Annotated in this window: 11 protein-coding genes; all 11 read left to right on the forward strand. The window is 59.3% G+C overall.

All coding sequences use genetic code 11. The features are described 5' to 3' along the window. The first annotated feature begins 139 nt into the window (after window positions 1-139). The 11 genes from NSND_RS18060 to NSND_RS18110 all read left to right on the forward strand — a co-directional run bounded on the left by NSND_RS18060 (window position 140) and on the right by NSND_RS18110 (window position 15,303). On the forward strand, window positions 140-1,279 hold the full coding sequence (locus tag NSND_RS18060; protein WP_080880310.1) for a glycosyltransferase family 4 protein: 1,140 nt from the start codon (window positions 140-142) through the stop codon (window positions 1,277-1,279). Beyond that, a complete protein-coding gene (locus NSND_RS18065; protein ID WP_080880311.1) occupies window positions 1,276-2,334 on the forward strand; it encodes an MraY family glycosyltransferase in 1,059 nt (352 codons plus the stop codon). The genes NSND_RS18060 and NSND_RS18065 overlap by 4 nt, the downstream gene beginning before the upstream one ends. After that, window positions 2,331-3,641, forward strand: coding sequence for a protoporphyrinogen/coproporphyrinogen oxidase (locus tag NSND_RS18070; protein ID WP_080880312.1), 1,311 nt, complete (start codon window positions 2,331-2,333; stop codon window positions 3,639-3,641). Before NSND_RS18065 ends, NSND_RS18070 begins: the two co-directional genes overlap by 4 nt. Window positions 3,642-3,654: 13 nt before the next feature. Beyond that, window positions 3,655-4,845 carry a glycosyltransferase family 4 protein gene (locus NSND_RS18075; RefSeq protein ID WP_159450866.1) on the forward strand — a complete coding sequence of 397 codons (1,191 nt, stop codon included), beginning with the start codon at window positions 3,655-3,657 and terminating at the stop codon, window positions 4,843-4,845. Window positions 4,846-4,866: 21 nt separating this feature from the next. Further along, window positions 4,867-5,985, forward strand: coding sequence for a DegT/DnrJ/EryC1/StrS family aminotransferase (locus tag NSND_RS18080; protein WP_080880314.1), 1,119 nt, complete (start codon window positions 4,867-4,869; stop codon window positions 5,983-5,985). A 534-nt stretch (window positions 5,986-6,519) separates the two neighbouring features. Further along, window positions 6,520-8,352 carry a PAS domain S-box protein gene (locus NSND_RS18085; protein WP_080880315.1) on the forward strand — a complete coding sequence of 611 codons (1,833 nt, stop codon included), beginning with the start codon at window positions 6,520-6,522 and terminating at the stop codon, window positions 8,350-8,352. Window positions 8,353-8,357: 5 nt separating this feature from the next. After that, window positions 8,358-9,353 carry a response regulator gene (locus tag NSND_RS18090; protein ID WP_159450867.1) on the forward strand — a complete coding sequence of 332 codons (996 nt, stop codon included), beginning with the start codon at window positions 8,358-8,360 and terminating at the stop codon, window positions 9,351-9,353. 146 nt (window positions 9,354-9,499) lie between these two features. Then, the gene (locus NSND_RS18095; RefSeq protein WP_080880317.1) at window positions 9,500-11,515 is read left to right on the forward strand and encodes a Gfo/Idh/MocA family oxidoreductase; all 2,016 of its coding nucleotides are present in this window, start codon (window positions 9,500-9,502) and stop codon (window positions 11,513-11,515) included. Window positions 11,516-11,755: 240 nt separating this feature from the next. After that, entirely contained in the window at window positions 11,756-13,018 is a 1,263-nt protein-coding gene (locus NSND_RS18100; RefSeq protein ID WP_080880318.1) for a tetratricopeptide repeat protein, read from the forward strand. Between the two features lie 486 nt (window positions 13,019-13,504). Beyond that, entirely contained in the window at window positions 13,505-14,524 is a 1,020-nt protein-coding gene (locus tag NSND_RS18105; protein WP_080880319.1) for an SGNH/GDSL hydrolase family protein, read from the forward strand. Between the two features lie 26 nt (window positions 14,525-14,550). Beyond that, on the forward strand, window positions 14,551-15,303 hold the full coding sequence (locus tag NSND_RS18110; RefSeq protein ID WP_080880320.1) for a hypothetical protein: 753 nt from the start codon (window positions 14,551-14,553) through the stop codon (window positions 15,301-15,303). The last annotated feature ends 963 nt before the right edge of the window (window positions 15,304-16,266 follow it).

The following is a 16,266-nucleotide window of genomic DNA, read 5'->3' on the forward strand; positions in this document are numbered from 1 at the left end:
CCCTAGCGAGTCTTCCCCTCCCCCCGTCAAAAACAACGAAAAACCTATCCTTGCAAGAGAACTCCGGTACTATTTGAGCAGTCGGTTGTGCGTGCGCAACCGGCGGATATTTCAACACAACAGGGCAGAAACACGTGCAATGACGGTCACGTATTTCTCGAAAAGCTCCATCATCGGCCCCAGCAGTCGCTACCGCGTCTTTCAATTCCTGCCTCATTTCCAAGCGGCAGGGATCGACTGTCACGTGGATGCCCTGTTTGGAGAGACCTACTTCTCGATTCTTAAAGTGCGATCGTGCGCGCTGCGGACCCTGCTGAAGATTCCCTATGCGCTCGTATGTTTTCTTCAACGACTTTGGACGTTGTTGACCCTGGGCAGGCGGGACTTGATCGTGATCGAGGGGCAGCTCTTTCCTTATGCGCCTCCTCTCGCTGAACGGCTGCTGCGCTGGTGCCGATATCGAGTGGCGATCGAAATGGATGATGCGATTTATCTGACGCCCGGGCATGAGCAGAAGTTGCCCGCGCTGCTCTCAATGGCCACAGGCGCCATCGTCGGGAATGCCCGGCTGGCCGCCTATGCGACGCAGTTTTCGTCGCGAGTCTGTGTCGTTCCCACAGTCGTCGATACCGAACGATTCAAGCCGGATTCGACAAGATCCATCGGTTCATCTGCACAGAACTCCGAGGCCATCACGATCGTGTGGATAGGCCTGGCATATAACCTGAAATATCTGGATGTGCTGGCGCCGGCCCTCCGCGCGTTGCAACCAACGTTTCACCTGACACTCCGTGTGGTCTGTTCACAGCCGCCGTACATGCCGGGTGTCGAGATTGATTTCAGGTCTTGGGATTTTCAGCGGGAGGTGGCAGATCTGCAAGATGCCACGATCGGCGTGATGCCGCTTGAGGACACCGAGTGGGCCCGGGGCAAGTGCGGCTTGAAGCTCCTACAGTACCTTGCGGTGGGGGTGCCCGCGGTGGCCTCACCCGTCGGAGTGAATCGCGACATCATTGTGAACGGAGAGAACGGGTTTCTTGCCTCCACCGAGCAAGACTGGTATGAGCGCCTCGACGCACTCTGCCGGCAACCGCAGTTGCGCGCTCGAATGGGGCAGGCCGGACGTCGGACCGTGGAGGAGCGGTACTCCCTCGCGGTGTGGGGGCCCCGGCTTGCCGAGGTGTACCGGACATTGGCAGAGAATGAGCATTTGAATGTGGTGCCCCAGGCAGTTTACAGCCCTGTGCCCGGCCACGATCGCTCGACAGGAACTCGATGATTCTGCTCACGCTGACATTTGTGGTCGCGATGCTCCTCTCGATCTACGGCGTGCCGATCGCGCGTCTCGCGGCCCTGAAATTCGGAATCGTCGACAACCCGGACGGCCGGCTGAAGCATCAGCGCGAGCCGGTTCCTTATCTGGGTGGGCTGGCCATCTATCTCGCGTTTCTCGTGAGCCTGGCCTTTACCTTCGAGTTCAGGCAGGACGTGCTCGGTATCGTGCTCTCCGGGACGCTGATCGTCATGCTGGGGCTGATCGACGATTTCGGGGTGCTGTCGCCGGGAACCAAACTCGCGGGCCAGTTCCTGGCGGTGTTTGTGTTGATCAAGAGCGGCATCCGCATCGAAATCGCATCTTTGCCGGATTGGGTCGATATCGTGCTGACGGTGTTCTGGATGATCGGCATCATCAATGCGTTCAACCTGCTGGATATCATGGACGGGTTGTCGGCCGGTGTGGGCGTCATCAGTGCCGCCTTTCTGTGCGTGGTGGCGATTCTGAATGGCGATCAGGCGATCGCGTTCATGCTGGCGGCGCTCATGGGGAGCCTGCTCGGCTTCCTTCGATACAACTGGCGACCGGCTTCGATTTATATGGGCGATTCCGGTGCGATGTTCATCGGTCTGATGCTGGGCGCCCTGTCGATGATCGGCAAATACACCACCGGCCATTCCGTCTCGCTGCTGACCCCGGTGTTGATCCTGGGCATGCCCATTTTCGATACCCTGTTCGTCATGTACATCCGGTTCTTGCGCGGGCTGCCGGTGTTTCTCGGCAGTCCTGATCATCTTGCGATTCGTTTGCGGCATTGGGGGCTTTCGGTGACGCAGGTCGTCCTGCTCAGTTATCTCGGCGCGGCGTTATTGGGGGGGATCGGTCTGCTGGTCATGGCGGTGCCGCAGGATCTTGCCGTAGTGCTCAGCGGTGTCACGGTGTTGTGCCTGGCCGTGGCCGCCGTGGCCCTGACGCGTGTGAATGTCTCGACGGGAACCGTCGCCGTGAGTACCGAGGCGGTCCCGGCACGTTCGACAGAAAGGACCGGCGTAGTATGATTTTAATCGTCGGGGCTGGATTGGCGGGGCTCAGCGCGGCCTATCACCTGCGCGGGATGCCCTACAAGATTCTGGAGCGGGAGCGTGAGGTCGGAGGGCTCTGCCGTTCGTACGTGAAAGACGGTTTCACCTTCGACTATACGGGACACCTGCTTCACTTCCGGCAGACCGCAATCAAGGCGCTGGTCGAGAGCCTGCTCCCGGACCAACTTCAGCGGCATGCCCGTAAATCCTACGTCTATTCCCATGACACCTATACCGAGTATCCGTTTCAGGTGAATACGCATGGCCTCCCGCCGGAGGTGGTGCGGGAATGTCTCTTGGGGTTCATCGCCACGCTGTCGAATCCGTCGTCCAAGTCTCCGGCGGAGAGCCGGTCGTTCAAACAATGGATCGTCGAGAGCCTGGGCGAGGGTATTGCGAAACATTTCATGGTCCCCTTTAACGAGAAGCTCTGGCAGGTGCCGCTGGATGAGCTCACGTCCGACTGGGTGTCGTGGCTGGTGCCCAAGCCGGATGTGAAGGATGTCGTCAATGGCGCCTTGGGAATCAAGGACAAGGCCTTCGGCTACAATCCGTCGTTTCAGTATCCCGCCACCGGCGGCATCAAAGTTCTGCCGGAAGCCTTTCTCCCGTCGGTCGAGAACTTATCGTACGATTCGGAATTGGTAGAAATCGAGACGGGCAGGCGGCGAGCGGTATTTCGCAGCGCACAGGGCGAATGGACGGAAGCCTATGACCGGATCGTGTCGACGGTCCCCCTGCCTGATCTGGTGCGGCGTTGTGTGGATCTCCCGGCATCGCTGCGGGAATTGGCTGCGTCGCTGCGATGGGTCTCGGTGTATAACGTGAATCTGGCCGTCGCCCGTGAGCGCATTTCCGATAAGCATTGGATCTATTTTCCTGAGCACCGCTATTCGTTCTATCGCGCCGGGTTTCCGATGAATTTTTCTCAGTCCATGGGGCAACCCGGGTGCAGTTCCCTCTACGTGGAAATCTCGCACCAGCCGACCGAGCGGGAATCCGACGCCGCGCTCATCGAGCGAGTCCGGCGGGGGTTGGAGCAGGCGGGGGTGCTCCAGCGGAGCGACGAGGTGGTGATGTCGGATGTGAAGGATCTCTATTACGCGTATGTCTTGTTCGACCGGTATCGGGGCCGTGCGGTGCAAGAGCTGCTGGCCGAGTTGGAGCGACGCGGGATCTCGTCGATCGGGCGGTACGGATTGTGGGAACATACGTCGATGGAGGACGCGATTGCCCAGGGGCAACAGGCGGCTGCGCGGTTACGGATGAAGGCCGCGGCCTGAGCGGATGAATGGCATGCATGTAGTCTGTCACGTCATTACGAAACTGGAGTTGGGCGGCGCGCAGGAAGTGGCGATGCAGGTCGTGTCGGGCCTGGACCGGAGACGATTTCGGCCGGTGCTTCTTGCAGGGCCGGGTGGGCTGCTGACCGACGAGGCGCATGCGCTGGAAGGTGTCGAGGTTCGCACGATCCCGTCGCTCCTTCGTGAGATTCGTCCCCTCCATGACGTGCGCGCCCTATGGGAACTGGTCGGGACGTTTCGACGCCTCAGGCCAAAGATTGTGCACACCCACAGTTCAAAAGCTGGTATCCTAGGGCGGTTAGCCGCCTGGCTCGCCGGTGTCCCCTGCATCCTGCACACGATACACGGGTACGGCGTGACGCCCGCGCAGCCGTTCTGGCAACAAAAAGCATTGATCGCACTGGAACGGATGGTCGGTCGGATTACCACCCATTGGGTTGCGGTGTCGCAGGCCGACCGCCGGCAAGGCATCGAGTGGGGTCTCTTTACCGCGTCCAAGGTCTCGGTGGTGAGGCCGGGAATCGATCCGACAGCCTTTGCGGCTCGTATTGAATCGCCGGAACGTGACCGTCTTCGGGCCATGCTGGGAGTGGCCCCTGATCAGCTACTGGTGGGAACGGTCTCGTGCTTGAAACCGCAAAAATCTCCCGAGGACTTTGTCCGCGTTGCTGCGCTGGTGTGTCAGCGTGTTCCCGCAGCTCGTTGTGTGCTCGTCGGCGACGGAGCCTTGCGGCCGAAAGTCGAAGCGTTGTTGCTGGAACAGGGGCTTCAGGATCGTGTGACCCTGCTTGGCTGGCGCCGCGATGTGGCTGCGTTGCTGAAAGCCTTCGATGTGTTCGTCCTGACGTCTCAATGGGAAGGGTTGCCCTGTGCCATCCTGGAGGCCAGAGCCAGCCGGATTCCGATCGTGGCCACGCGAGTAGGCGGCGCCGCTGAGGCGATCGTCGAGGGCATTCAAGGGACGCTCTGTCCGGCCGGCGACGTGCGGGCTATGGCTGAACGGGTCTGTCAGATTTTGGAAGACGAGCGCTTTCGCGTCGACCTCCGGACGGGTACGCAGGAACTCCCGGAGGAGTTTACGATTCAAGAGACGCTCAAACAGTACCAGTCGCTCTATGCCTATCTTCTGCATGCCACGCGTCCGAGTGAAGATGTCATGAAGTTGCAGCCCAATCGACTGTAGGAAGGGGAACCGGGGGATACGATGAACATTCCGCTGCTTGATCTCAAAGCCCAATATCAATCGATGCGCAGTGAAATCCTGGCGGCGATTGAGGCCACCTGTGACGAGCAGGGCTTTATTCTCGGCCCGCGGGTGGTGGCGCTGGAACAAGCGGTGGCGACCTATACCGGCAGTGCTCATGGCGTCGGAGTCGCCTCCGGCAGCGATGCGCTGTTGCTGGCGCTGATGGCCTTGGGGGTGAAAGCCGGCGATGAAGTGGTCACGGTGCCCTTTACCTTCTTTGCGACGGCGGGGGCGATTTCCAGGCTTGGGGCCAAGCCGGTGTTCATCGATATTCGCCCTGATGATTTCAATATGGATCCGGCGCTGTTGGAGCGGGCCATTACGAAACGGACCAAGGCGATCATTCCCGTGCACCTCTTCGGTCAATGCGCCGAGATGGATGCGATCAATGAGATCGCCCGACGACACAAGATCGGCGTGATCGAGGATGCCTGCCAGGCCATCGGTGCCCGTCAGAATGGACGGCATGCCGGTGTGTTGGGCGATGTGGCCTGCTTCAGTTTTTTCCCGTCAAAGAACCTCGGAGGGTTCGGGGACGCCGGCATGGTGACCACCAACGACAAGGCGCTGGCGGAGTCCATCGCGATGTTGCGGGTTCATGGGAGCCGGGTGCGCTATGTGCACGAAGCGATCGGCATCAACAGCCGATTGGATGCGTTGCAAGCGGCGGTCTTGTTGGTGAAGCTGAAACGTCTGGATGAGTGGGCGGAAGGCCGTCGCCGGAATGCTGCGCGCTATGTGCAGTTGTTCACGGAGGCGAAACTGACAGACCGGATCGCCTTGCCCGTCGTGGGGGCCAACAACTTTCACGTCTTTAATCAATTCACGATTCGAGTTCACAAGCGTGACGAGTTGCGGAGTTATCTGAAAGACCAGGGCGTGGGTTCAGAGGTCTATTATCCCCTGCCCCTGCATTTGCAAAATTGTTATCGTGATCTGGGGTATCAGAAGGGCGCGTTCCCGCAATCGGAACGTGCGGCCGAAGAAGTGCTCTCGCTTCCCATCTATGCTGAACTTTCCGACGAACAGCTTCAATACGTCGTGCAGGCGATCGCCTCGTTCTACCGCAAACGCTAACATTCGCGTTGCCGTCCGGCGCCGGTTTCCTTCCGGGCCGGACGGTTCTTTTTCACATCCTGATAGCCGACAGTTTCACAGTCCTCCGCCGGAGAAGCAGTGCCTCCTGGCGTGTCGCCCTGTGACTGTCGTTGCCTGTTGCACGTTGTGACGCCGCCGCCGACGGCGCCTCCTCCGGCTTGACTGACCGCATGTGTGCCTCCCTTCCGGTCATCGAATCGACGACAAGCGCTCCCGTAGCCTGGCGTTCAAGTCTGAACAACCATGAGGCGGTGACGTACACCAGGGCCCACTGTGGGGCATGGGCTTGCGCTGAATGGAATTCCTACGACGCCGACGTTGGGCTCAATATGAGAACCGGTCGCAGCCTGGACAATCCTGGCAAGCGGCACCGGTCAAGGCTTGGCCGCCTATCATCAGATCTTGGTTGCCAAGTGAGGTCTGTTTCCCCGTGCGATTGGCGGGTGGATGTGGCGCCGGAGGCATAGGGATTGCTCATATGGATGATGAGGGAGACGCCGCGTCGTTGTACGTATGACAATACCTGCATCATTCTTTCTCGGCATGTCGCGGAGCAGCTACTCCAGGTTGGGAGTGGCCCTGGCGTTGATTGCGGTGATCGGCGCGATTGACTGGTGGTTGCCCCTGGGATTGACCATCACCACGCTCTACGTAGTGCCGGTTCTCATCGCCTCCCGGATCCCTCACCCCCGTCTTACGTTCTGGGTGGCCGCCCTCGCGTCTCTGGTGACGATTCTCGATATGTTCGATCGGCCGCTCTTTGCATTGACCTGGGTCAGCGCCATGAATCGGGCCTTTGCGCTCATGGTGATTTGGGTGACCGCGCTGTTGTGTTTGCGGCGGCAGCGCGACGAGGCCGAATTGTTGCGTATCAATGAAGATATCGAGCAACAGGTGCAGGAGCGCACGGCGGATCTGGCTGCCGCCAATCAGGAACTTGAAGTGCTGCGAGCGGAAGCGGTGTCTGAACTGGTCGCGATCGTCAAATCATCGGACGACGCCATTGTAGGCATGACGCTGAACGGCATGATTCAAAGTTGGAATCGCGGAGCGGAACGGGTCTACGGGTATCGCGCCGAGGAGGTGCTCGGTCGGCCCATCTCTGTGCTCTGTCCCTCGAATCGATTGGATGAGGTGCCGACGATGCTCGACCGGATCGCCCGGGGAGAGCACGTGCGCAATGTGGAGATGGTGCAGCGCCGGAAACAGGGGGAGCGCATCGATGTGTCGTTGACGATCTCGCCGGTGAAAGATGCGGATGGGTGTGTCATGGGCGCGTCGGCTATCGCGCGCGATGTCACGGTGAAGCGGCGCATCGAAGCGGCTTTGCGGGAAAGCGAGGCCCGGTTTCGCATGATGGCGGACACAGCGCCGGTGATGGTGTGGATGGCCGGACCGGACACGCACATCACCTTCATCAATAAACGCTGGCTGGAATTTACCGGGCGCACTGTGCAGGAAGAGATCGGCGACAACTGGTTTACAGGCATTCACGCCGACGACCTGGATCGCTGCCGGAAGTCGTATCTGCAGGCGTTCAAGTCGGAGCAGCCGTTCTTTCTGGAATACCGGCTCCGGCGTCACGACGGCGAGTACCGGTGGATCATGGATACGGGAGTGCCCTTGTTCGACGAGGAGGGACAGTTCGGCGGGTACATCGGTACCTGCATGGACCTGACCGAGCGCAAGGACATGGAAGACCAGCTACGCCGGATGTTGAAGGAAAAAGAAAGTCTGCTGCGGGAAGTGCACCATCGGGTCAAGAACAACCTGCAGGTCATTTCCAGCCTGTTGAATTTACAATCGGCCTCCATCAAGGACCCGGTCGTCAACCAGCTGTTCCGAGAATGTCAGGTGCGGATCACTTCGATCGCGCTGCTTCACGAAACGTTGCACCGGTCGCACGATCTTTCGCGAATCAAAATGGGCGACTATATCCGCACCCTGACCGGCCATCTGTTTCGTTCATACGGGGTCGATCCGAACCTCATTTCGCTGGAGCTGAACGTGGACGATGTCGAGTTCGATATCGACACGGGGCTGACCTGCGGGTTGATCATCGATGAGCTGGTCTCCAATTGTTTGAAGCACGCGTTTATCGACGACAGCGGTGGAACGGTGCACATCGATCTGCTCGATCATGTCGACGGCACGTTTACCCTGTGCGTGAGCGACAACGGCATCGGGATTCCCAAGGACGGCGTGCTGAACAATCCCGATTCACTGGGGCTGGAACTTGTGGCGCTGCTGGCGGAGAAGCTGGACGGCAGCACGGAACTCCGCAGCGGCGCCGGCACGGAATGGCAGATCCGCTTTCAGCAACTGCAATATTCAGAAAGGGTATGAACGCCATGGAACCAGCCAGCATCTTGATCGTGGAAGATGAACCCGTTGTGGCGAAGGACATTCAGCTGAGCCTGCAACGGCTGGGGTATCGCGTGCCGGCTACGGCGACCTCCGGCGAAGAGGCGATCCGCAAGGCGAGCGACATGCATCCTGACCTGATTTTGATGGATATCGTCTTGAAGGGGAAAATGGACGGAGTGGAAACCGCCCTCCAGATTCAGCGAAAACAGGATGTGCCGGTCATCTACCTCACGGCCTATGCCGACAACCACACGCTGGAGCGCGCGAAGGTCACGTCTCCGGCCGGTTATATGCTCAAGCCCTATCAAGCGAACGAACTCCGGACCACGATTGAGCTGGCGCTGCATCGCGCCCAGCATGAGCGGCACATGCGCGAGCGCTTGCGGTGGATTGCCACGACCATGCGTTGCATCGGCGACGGCATCGTGACGACCGATCGCGGCGGGCGAGTGGCCTATATGAATCCCGCCGCCGAGAGCCTGACGGGGTGGAGTCAGGACGATGCGGCAGGCATGGGCGTGACGGCGCTCCTGGGTTTTCACGAAGCCGGGCCGGGATATGAATCGGAGAGTCCGGTACAGCAAGCGATGACGCAAGTGCGCATAGTGGCGATCGAGGAAGCCCTGCTGATCTCCAAGCAGGGTGGACGTCGAACCATTCGCGGCAGCGTCGCGCCGGTCGCCGACGATGGAGGGAACGTGCTCGGCGCCGTGCTGGTGTTTCACGAGACCGCATCCGGTGAACGGGGCCTCCAGGCCTCTGATAGGCAGGGGGACACGCTCTGGAAGATGGATGCGCAGCTCGGACGTCCGCAGGGAATTATCAATTTGTGTTCCTGGTGCAAGCGTGTGCCGGACGAGTCCGGCGAATGGTATGACCTGGCCACGTTTATCGCCGAGCGATCGGCGATACAGTTCAACGGCGGGCTCTGCCCGGAATGTATGGATCAATGTTTTCCCTGCGACGAAAGGCATAAGTAGTTCAAGATGTGTGTGGACCTGTTCACACGAGGTCCCTCGCACGTTGCGCCCACCGCCGCAGTCTTCCTCCCTGCGCTAATTTTCGAGAAGGCTTCAAGAATGAGTGAGAATAGACTATAGTAGCGCTGCACACTCAAACAGGACTTGTGGCCAACTCTACTCTGACAACTCCAGACTCGCGCCCGTTACGGATCGCGCTCATCGGTGCCGGCCGTCATGCCCAGCACCATGCCCGCGCTATTTTGCGCTGCCCCGGCGTGCAACTGGTGGCGGTGGCCGACCCGTCCGACGCGGCTCAAGCGGCGATGCGCGATATTGTTCCAGGCATCGGCTGTTTCAAGACGCCGGAGGAGCTGTTTGCCTCCGAACGTCTCAATGTGGTGCACATCATTACTCCGCCGGCCTCCCATGCTCCGTTGGCCAGGATGGCGATCAAGGCCGGATGCCACATCTATGTAGAGAAGCCCTTCACCGAGTCGGTGGAGGACGCCCAGCAGATCCTGGATGAGGCGAGCGCAAAAGGTCTTCGTGTCTGTGCCGGCCATCAGCTGTTGTATGAACCGCCCACCCGGGTATTAACCCAGTACTTGCCGTCAATTGGGCGCGTCGTGCACGTCGAGAGCTACTTTTCCTTCCGGACCGTGCGTCATGCGCCGGGTGGCCGCAAGGTGCTACGCGCCGACCACCAGTTACTCGATATTCTGCCGCATCCGGTTTATCTGTTGCTCCAGGTGTTGGAGCAAGCCGGGGAGGGCCGTACCGAGCTGTTGTCCTTGGAAGTGAGTCAGGCCGGGACGGTGCATGCGTTGGTGCGACGCGGCGGCGTGACCGGCACGTTGATCGTGACGCTCGAAGGGCGCCCGGTGGAGAGTTATCTGCGAGTCGTCGGGAAGAACGGGTCGTTGTTCGCCGACTATGTTCGCAGCACCACGCAGCGCGCCATCGGTCCCGGGTCGTCCGGCATCGATAAGTTATTCGCGCCTTACCGGCAGGCCTGGCAATTGCTGATCGGCACGACCTCCGCGATGGCGAACCGATTTCTCAAGAGTCAGCGAAGTTATCCCGGGCTGGCCGAACTGTTTACCGCTTTCTATGAGTCTGCGCGGACGGGCGGGCCGTCGCCCTTGTCGCCGGAGAGTTTACTGGAGACCGTGCGCATCTGTGAGCGCGTGGCGAAGGCCCTGAAGGTCGGCGAGGCCAAGGCTCTGGCTGACGCTGCGCCGAAGCCGGTCGAGAGCCGGGGCGTGCTGGTCACCGGGGGAACCGGGTTTCTGGGAAAAGAAATCGTGCGGACGCTGCTGTCGCGCGGCCGCCCTGTTCGTGTGGTGGCGCGACGTGAGCCGTCCCCCTGGGAGCGGATTGCGGGTGCCGAATATGTGGTGGCCGATGTGGCCACGGGAGCCGCTGCGCAGCTGTTCAAGGGGGTGGATACCGTCATTCATGCCGCGGCAGAAACCGCCGGTGGGTGGCCGGAGCATCAGCGTAACTCGTTGGATGCCACCGAGCAGATGGTTCGCGGGGCCGATGCGGCGGGGATTACGCATTTCGTCCATGTCAGCAGTCTTGCCGTATTGGCGCAGGGCAACGGCCGGCCCATCGGCGACGACCATCCGTTGGAGCCGGACAGCAAGGGGTCCGGTCCCTATGTCTGGGGAAAGTTGGAATCCGAACGGTTGGCGGTCCAACTCGGCAAGGAACTCGGCCTATCCGTGAAAGTGATTCGTCCCGGGGCATTGGTCGACTATCGCGATTTCGACCCGCCTGGCCGGCTCGGTAAGCGATTGGGGAATATCTTCGTGGCTGTCGGTTCGCCGGGCGATCGTCTGGGGGTGGTAGATGTCGGATTTGCCGGCCGCTTCCTTGGCTGGATGACGGACGCGTGGGACAACGTGCCGAGCCCCTTGAACCTCCTCGATCCTGTTTCCCCGACCAAGCAGGAACTGTTGGATCGTCTCCGGCAAGCCAACCCGGATCTCACGGTGCTCTGGCTGCCGAGGTTTGTCTTGGTTCCCCTCTCCTGGCTGGCGACTCTCGCGCAGAAAATCCTGCGTCCCGGGAAGCCGGCTATCGATATCGCCAAGGTGTTCAGCGTCCTCCCCTACGATACTTCCGGGATTGCGAAGCTTGCCCCTCAGGTCGATCACGCCTCCGAGAAACGATAACCGTCTCTCCCGCATGGTCCGGTTCCTTATTAATCATCGGCATGGGGCCGTTTCATCCTCTGTGGTCGAAATGTGTGCATTAGGGGAAGTGGTTGAAAAATATAGCGATGCCGAAGGGATCGAAAAAGTTGTCCTCGTGGGGTTGATTTGAGGCGTCAGAGGGGGTAAGTCTTAGGAGTATTCTACGAGCAAGGCCAGTCCCCAAACGGCAACCGTCTCACCACCGAAGAGTTGATCATCATGAACATTGGATTGAATGCGCGTGTGCTTACCATCGGTCTGGCCTTTCTGGGCGTCGTCTCAGGATGCGCGGTAGACCAGCGCTGGCGTTCAGCCATGCAGGAAGGTAATCACGCCCTGCGTTCCGGCGACTACACGCATGCGGAGGAATCCTTTGTGGCTGCTCGCAAGGAAGCAGAGGTGCTCGATCCACAAGGGAAACGTTTGGCCGAGACGTTGAGTCAGCTGGGCGAAGTGAATCGTGAGTTGGGGCGGTTTCCACGCGCGGAGGCACTCTTTCAGGAGGCCCTGGCGATCAGGGAGCGCGTGTATGGGCCGGCCCATGCCGAGACGGCTGCCAGCCTGACCGACTTGGGCGAACTCTACCGCCTACAGGGACTCTACACGCAGTCCGAAGCGCTTCATCAACGGGCACGGGAAATCCGCGAGCAGGTGTTCGGCGCGGACCATAGCAAGACAGCCGAGAGTTTGAACAATATTGCTGTGGTCTATCAGGATCAACGACGCTTCGCCGACGCCGAGCCCGTCTTGCAGCGCGCACTTGGGATTCTTGAAAAACAACTCGGGCCGGAACACAGCACGACGGCCATCACGCGCGACAACCTGGCGAAGATGTATCAGGCGCAGGGGCAGCATGCTCGCGCCATGCCGTTGTATCAGCGCGCTTTGACGATTCATGAAAAGGCCTTCGGTCCCAACCATCCGATCGTGGCCAGGAATCTTGAGAATCTTGCGGATACGTACCGGGCCCAAAATCAATACCCTCAAGCCGAAGTGCTGTATCAACGCGCAGTCAGCATTTTTAAAAAGTCTCTCGGCAACGACCATGTCGATACCGCCGAGGCGATGAGTCGCTTGGGACAACTCTATGAGTTGCAGGGACTCTACTCCCAGGCGGAGCCGCTCTTTCAGCAGGCGATTGCAATCCGGGAAAAGCAGCAGGGCGCAGAGAGCCCTCACGTTGCGGGTGAACTCAAGAATCTGGCGGGACTCTATCAATCGCAGAATAAGTTGGAACAGTCCGAGGATCTCTATAAACAGTCGCTGGTCATCTACGAACAGTCCGTCGGGTATGATCGCGAGGCCTACGTGAAGGCCTTGAAGAGTTATGCGTCCCTGTTGAGGCGTCGGCAGCGGTCCGGCGAAGCCGAGCGTCTGGAGGAGCGAGCCAAGGCGGTCTTGAAGCGTCTCTCACTGGAGAGTCAGAGCCAAGGGAAAACTGCTGCGGATGTTCCACTTGCTCCGGTTTCGCCGTTGCCATAGGAGGGACACTGCGCTGCTCGTTTCTGCCGCTTCCCAGTGCTGAAAACTTCTGCTCCGTATAACCCCTGAACGTTCGTCCCATACTCGATCTATCGCTCAGCTCTCGTATTGAGGATCAGGCCAAGGCTGATACCCGCCTGAAGTATGGCACTAGGGAGTACGCCTAATCCCCGGACATTGTGGCCGTGAACTGCTCAGCTAATTTCCCCAAAGACACCTCTTCGAATCGTATTTCGCACGGCGCAGTTTGTGCGGAAGCGCTCAATCTCGATGCGAGAATGGCACAATCCCGCAGGAAGTTCAGAATTGCGGTAGGCGTATGGATTGCATTGCAGGGATGCGTACTGATTCGAGGATGCCTAACTCGGCAAGCGTGCGCCCACTTCATCAAGCCAATCGAATATGGCAACAGGGTCTCGATTTTTCACTTCAATCAGCTGCCTGCTACTCCTACTGATTTCGATCGTCGCTCTATGCGTCGGACTTTTGTGGATATGGGAAATCGAGCTTGATCGAGCACATGATCGGGAGTGGACAGAGAAGTCCAAGCAGACCCAACCCTATTATTGGTGGCAATTCCTGACCCATGATGGTCACGATATCGGCTATGAGCATAAAGGTCCGTTGAAACTAGCCTTGCACCCCTATGCCGTGTATTCCAACTTCCCTAACCAGTTGTCGGATCACTTTTCCATCGATAAGCGGGGGTTTCGGTCTAACGGCCAGGGGCCTCAGCGTGAGGGAAAAAAGCGCGTGTTGTTGGTGGGAGGCTCAACGGCGTTCGGGACCGGCCTGGAAAGTGATAGGGAGACTGTCGCCGCGCAACTTTCACGGCTTTTGGACGTGGAGGTTATCAACGCTGCGGTCATCGGCCACGGTTCCGGGCAAGAGCTCACTTATCTGTTGACGGAGTTGGTGGATCTTCGGCCCGATGTGGTTCTGGCGCTGGATGGCTGGAATGATTATTATAAGAGGCTGGAATTGCACGATCCGCGGCTGCTTGGCATGAATGGGTTTGATGAGATCGAGTCACAACTCGTCGCTTTGGCGGGATTGGCAGATCCGTCCTTACTGAAACGCCTCACCAATTTGCCCCGGCTTTTGTTCCCACGCATCAGCCATCGGGTGAAATATTCCAGGATCGGGCTCTGGGCGGGATGGCTGGATCGGAGGGAAGCGCCCCCGCCCTCCATCGATCTTGCCGCCCATCATTATGTGGACAACCTCACCAAAATGCAGAAAGTCGGAACCGCGTTCCATTACCGCTTTCTCGTTGCCATGCAGCCGGATGTAGATCATTCTAGCGACTATCGGCATTTTCGAGAAACAGCCGTGTCCGCATTGAGACGCGGGGGCATACGAGTTCTTGACCTGGGTGCGCGCAAGGAATTCGCCCCGCACATGTTCATGGATCAAATGCATCTCAATGCCGACGGGCATCGCGTGATGGCGGAGATTATTGCCGAGGTGATCAGGGAGGCGCACCTGCTTGCCCAGTGGCAGTAGTCATACACGAAAGGGAATGAGCAGGCATGCATCGTATCGTGATTCTGATCGTTGGGTTGTGCCTTTTCGGTGTCGTTGGTTGTGCAGGAAAATCTCCGAAGAAACAGTTTCAGCGCCTGGCGGGTGAATTTGTCTCTCCGGTTCACATCACGAAGCCGGTCGATCAGCAGAGTGCGGTTCTCGGGATCACGATCAAGAGTCCGGCCTGGGTACCCAACACCGAAGATCGGTTGTATTTGGTGAAGGTCGAGAACGAGCGTGATCTCTTCGAAGGTTCCAAGCTGATTCCAACCAGCATTCTGGCTCCGCCTCCAGGGGCCGGGGGAGGCGGGACGGTCTATGTGCAAAATGTCCCGCCCGGGCGGTATGCGGCCGTGGCATTCAGCACCTCGGAGAAGGGATTCGGCAAGGTACGCGAAGTCACGTTATTCCTATTACCCAAGACAGTCGTGAAGCAAAGCGATACGACGGTGGTTCCCGGCAGTATCAGTTTTATGGGGGAATATGAAGTCGGCGCCTCGACGATGGTCCTGCAGGAGAAGGTGGCCGATCCGGTGCAGGAACATTATTTCGAAGCATTTTGGGGCAAGCCGCTGGCCCAGGTCATAGCCGAACTGCAGATGATCGGTACCCCGGCGTATTTCGCCGTGCACACGGTCAGCGTCAAGCAGGGGAGTCGGGACGCCGCCGCCGAAGAGCGGTTCCTGGCTGCCGCCAAGCGCGACCTCGAACCGGCCTGGGCGCCGGTGATCGAACGGCGTCGAACCGCGGCGAAGTAGGGCTTACTGACGCATGCATCTCATGCAACGCCTCACCGGTGCTATGTAAGCCCTGATCGTGTGATGGTCTGAGTCGATGCCCCTGCGTACGGGCGAAGGGGCGCCATCCAGCCGAATGGAACCCTCGCCTGCGGCGATTCCGGCCTGTTAACGAAAAATTTACCTTGTCCGGACGTGCTTGTGACCCTTGAACCCTAGACTGATAGTGAGAAGTCCACTATCCAGCACAGGAGGGGAGCATGCGACTCGTAACACAAGGCGTTCAGATGTATCGGTCTCGTCCGCGCCGCCAGGATATTTTGTCTCTCCGCCAGACAAGGCCGAGGATCAACGGTCTGTGCCTGGAGTGTCGGAAGGAGATTCCCTTCATACAACTGAGACACCGGCCGCACGCGACCTTGTGCACAAACTGCGTTCAAGAACGTCTCGACTGTCTGTCTGCGGATGCGCTCTAGCCCGGACTATTCATGAATACCTACTGCGTCGTCCGATCCTCTCGCCCGGCGGGGCTGTTCTCGTTCGGCCTCCTCGACGGACTGCAAGTACGCCTGCGTCGGCCTCACGTGCGAGAAGCCCCGCGGGACTTCGGTCTCGAACGCCTCGCGACGGCATGCATGAATAGTCCGGGCTAGTCGCGAGGGCAACCGCTCGTCTGAATATCGGCTTGTACCTGTTCCGGTATACGCTGGATCGTTGCGTGCCGTCAGGTAGCCTGCTAGAGGCATCGTGCCGGGGGTAGGAAGCGTCAGGCCTTCATGCCGAGGCTTCTGAGCTGGTTCGTGCCGATTGTGCCGCGGACACTGGAGGTTGCGGATTGCATGCGGCAATCGCCACGGAATCTCGCGTGGCCAATCACCGCTCCCGGGTCATTCCAATCTTTCTTTTCCTGATTGTTTCTCCCTTACAACGATGGTGTGATCGGGCTGGGCTGTAAGGGGCCGGGGGATCGGCCCCCTATGAGCG

This window comes from Nitrospira sp. ND1 (assembly GCF_900170025.1).
Lineage (GTDB): Bacteria > Nitrospirota > Nitrospiria > Nitrospirales > Nitrospiraceae > Nitrospira_A.

Coding starts and splice junctions, on each gene's coding strand:
- NSND_RS18060 (WP_080880310.1), top strand. CDS start 140: ATGACGGTCACGTATTTCTCGAAAAGCTCCATCATCGGCCCCAGCAGT.
- NSND_RS18065 (WP_080880311.1), top strand. CDS start 1,276: ATGATTCTGCTCACGCTGACATTTGTGGTCGCGATGCTCCTCTCGATC.
- NSND_RS18070 (WP_080880312.1), top strand. CDS start 2,331: ATGATTTTAATCGTCGGGGCTGGATTGGCGGGGCTCAGCGCGGCCTAT.
- NSND_RS18075 (WP_159450866.1), top strand. CDS start 3,655: ATGCATGTAGTCTGTCACGTCATTACGAAACTGGAGTTGGGCGGCGCG.
- NSND_RS18080 (WP_080880314.1), top strand. CDS start 4,867: ATGAACATTCCGCTGCTTGATCTCAAAGCCCAATATCAATCGATGCGC.
- NSND_RS18085 (WP_080880315.1), top strand. CDS start 6,520: ATGACAATACCTGCATCATTCTTTCTCGGCATGTCGCGGAGCAGCTAC.
- NSND_RS18090 (WP_159450867.1), top strand. CDS start 8,358: ATGGAACCAGCCAGCATCTTGATCGTGGAAGATGAACCCGTTGTGGCG.
- NSND_RS18100 (WP_080880318.1), top strand. CDS start 11,756: ATGAACATTGGATTGAATGCGCGTGTGCTTACCATCGGTCTGGCCTTT.
- NSND_RS18110 (WP_080880320.1), top strand. CDS start 14,551: ATGCATCGTATCGTGATTCTGATCGTTGGGTTGTGCCTTTTCGGTGTC.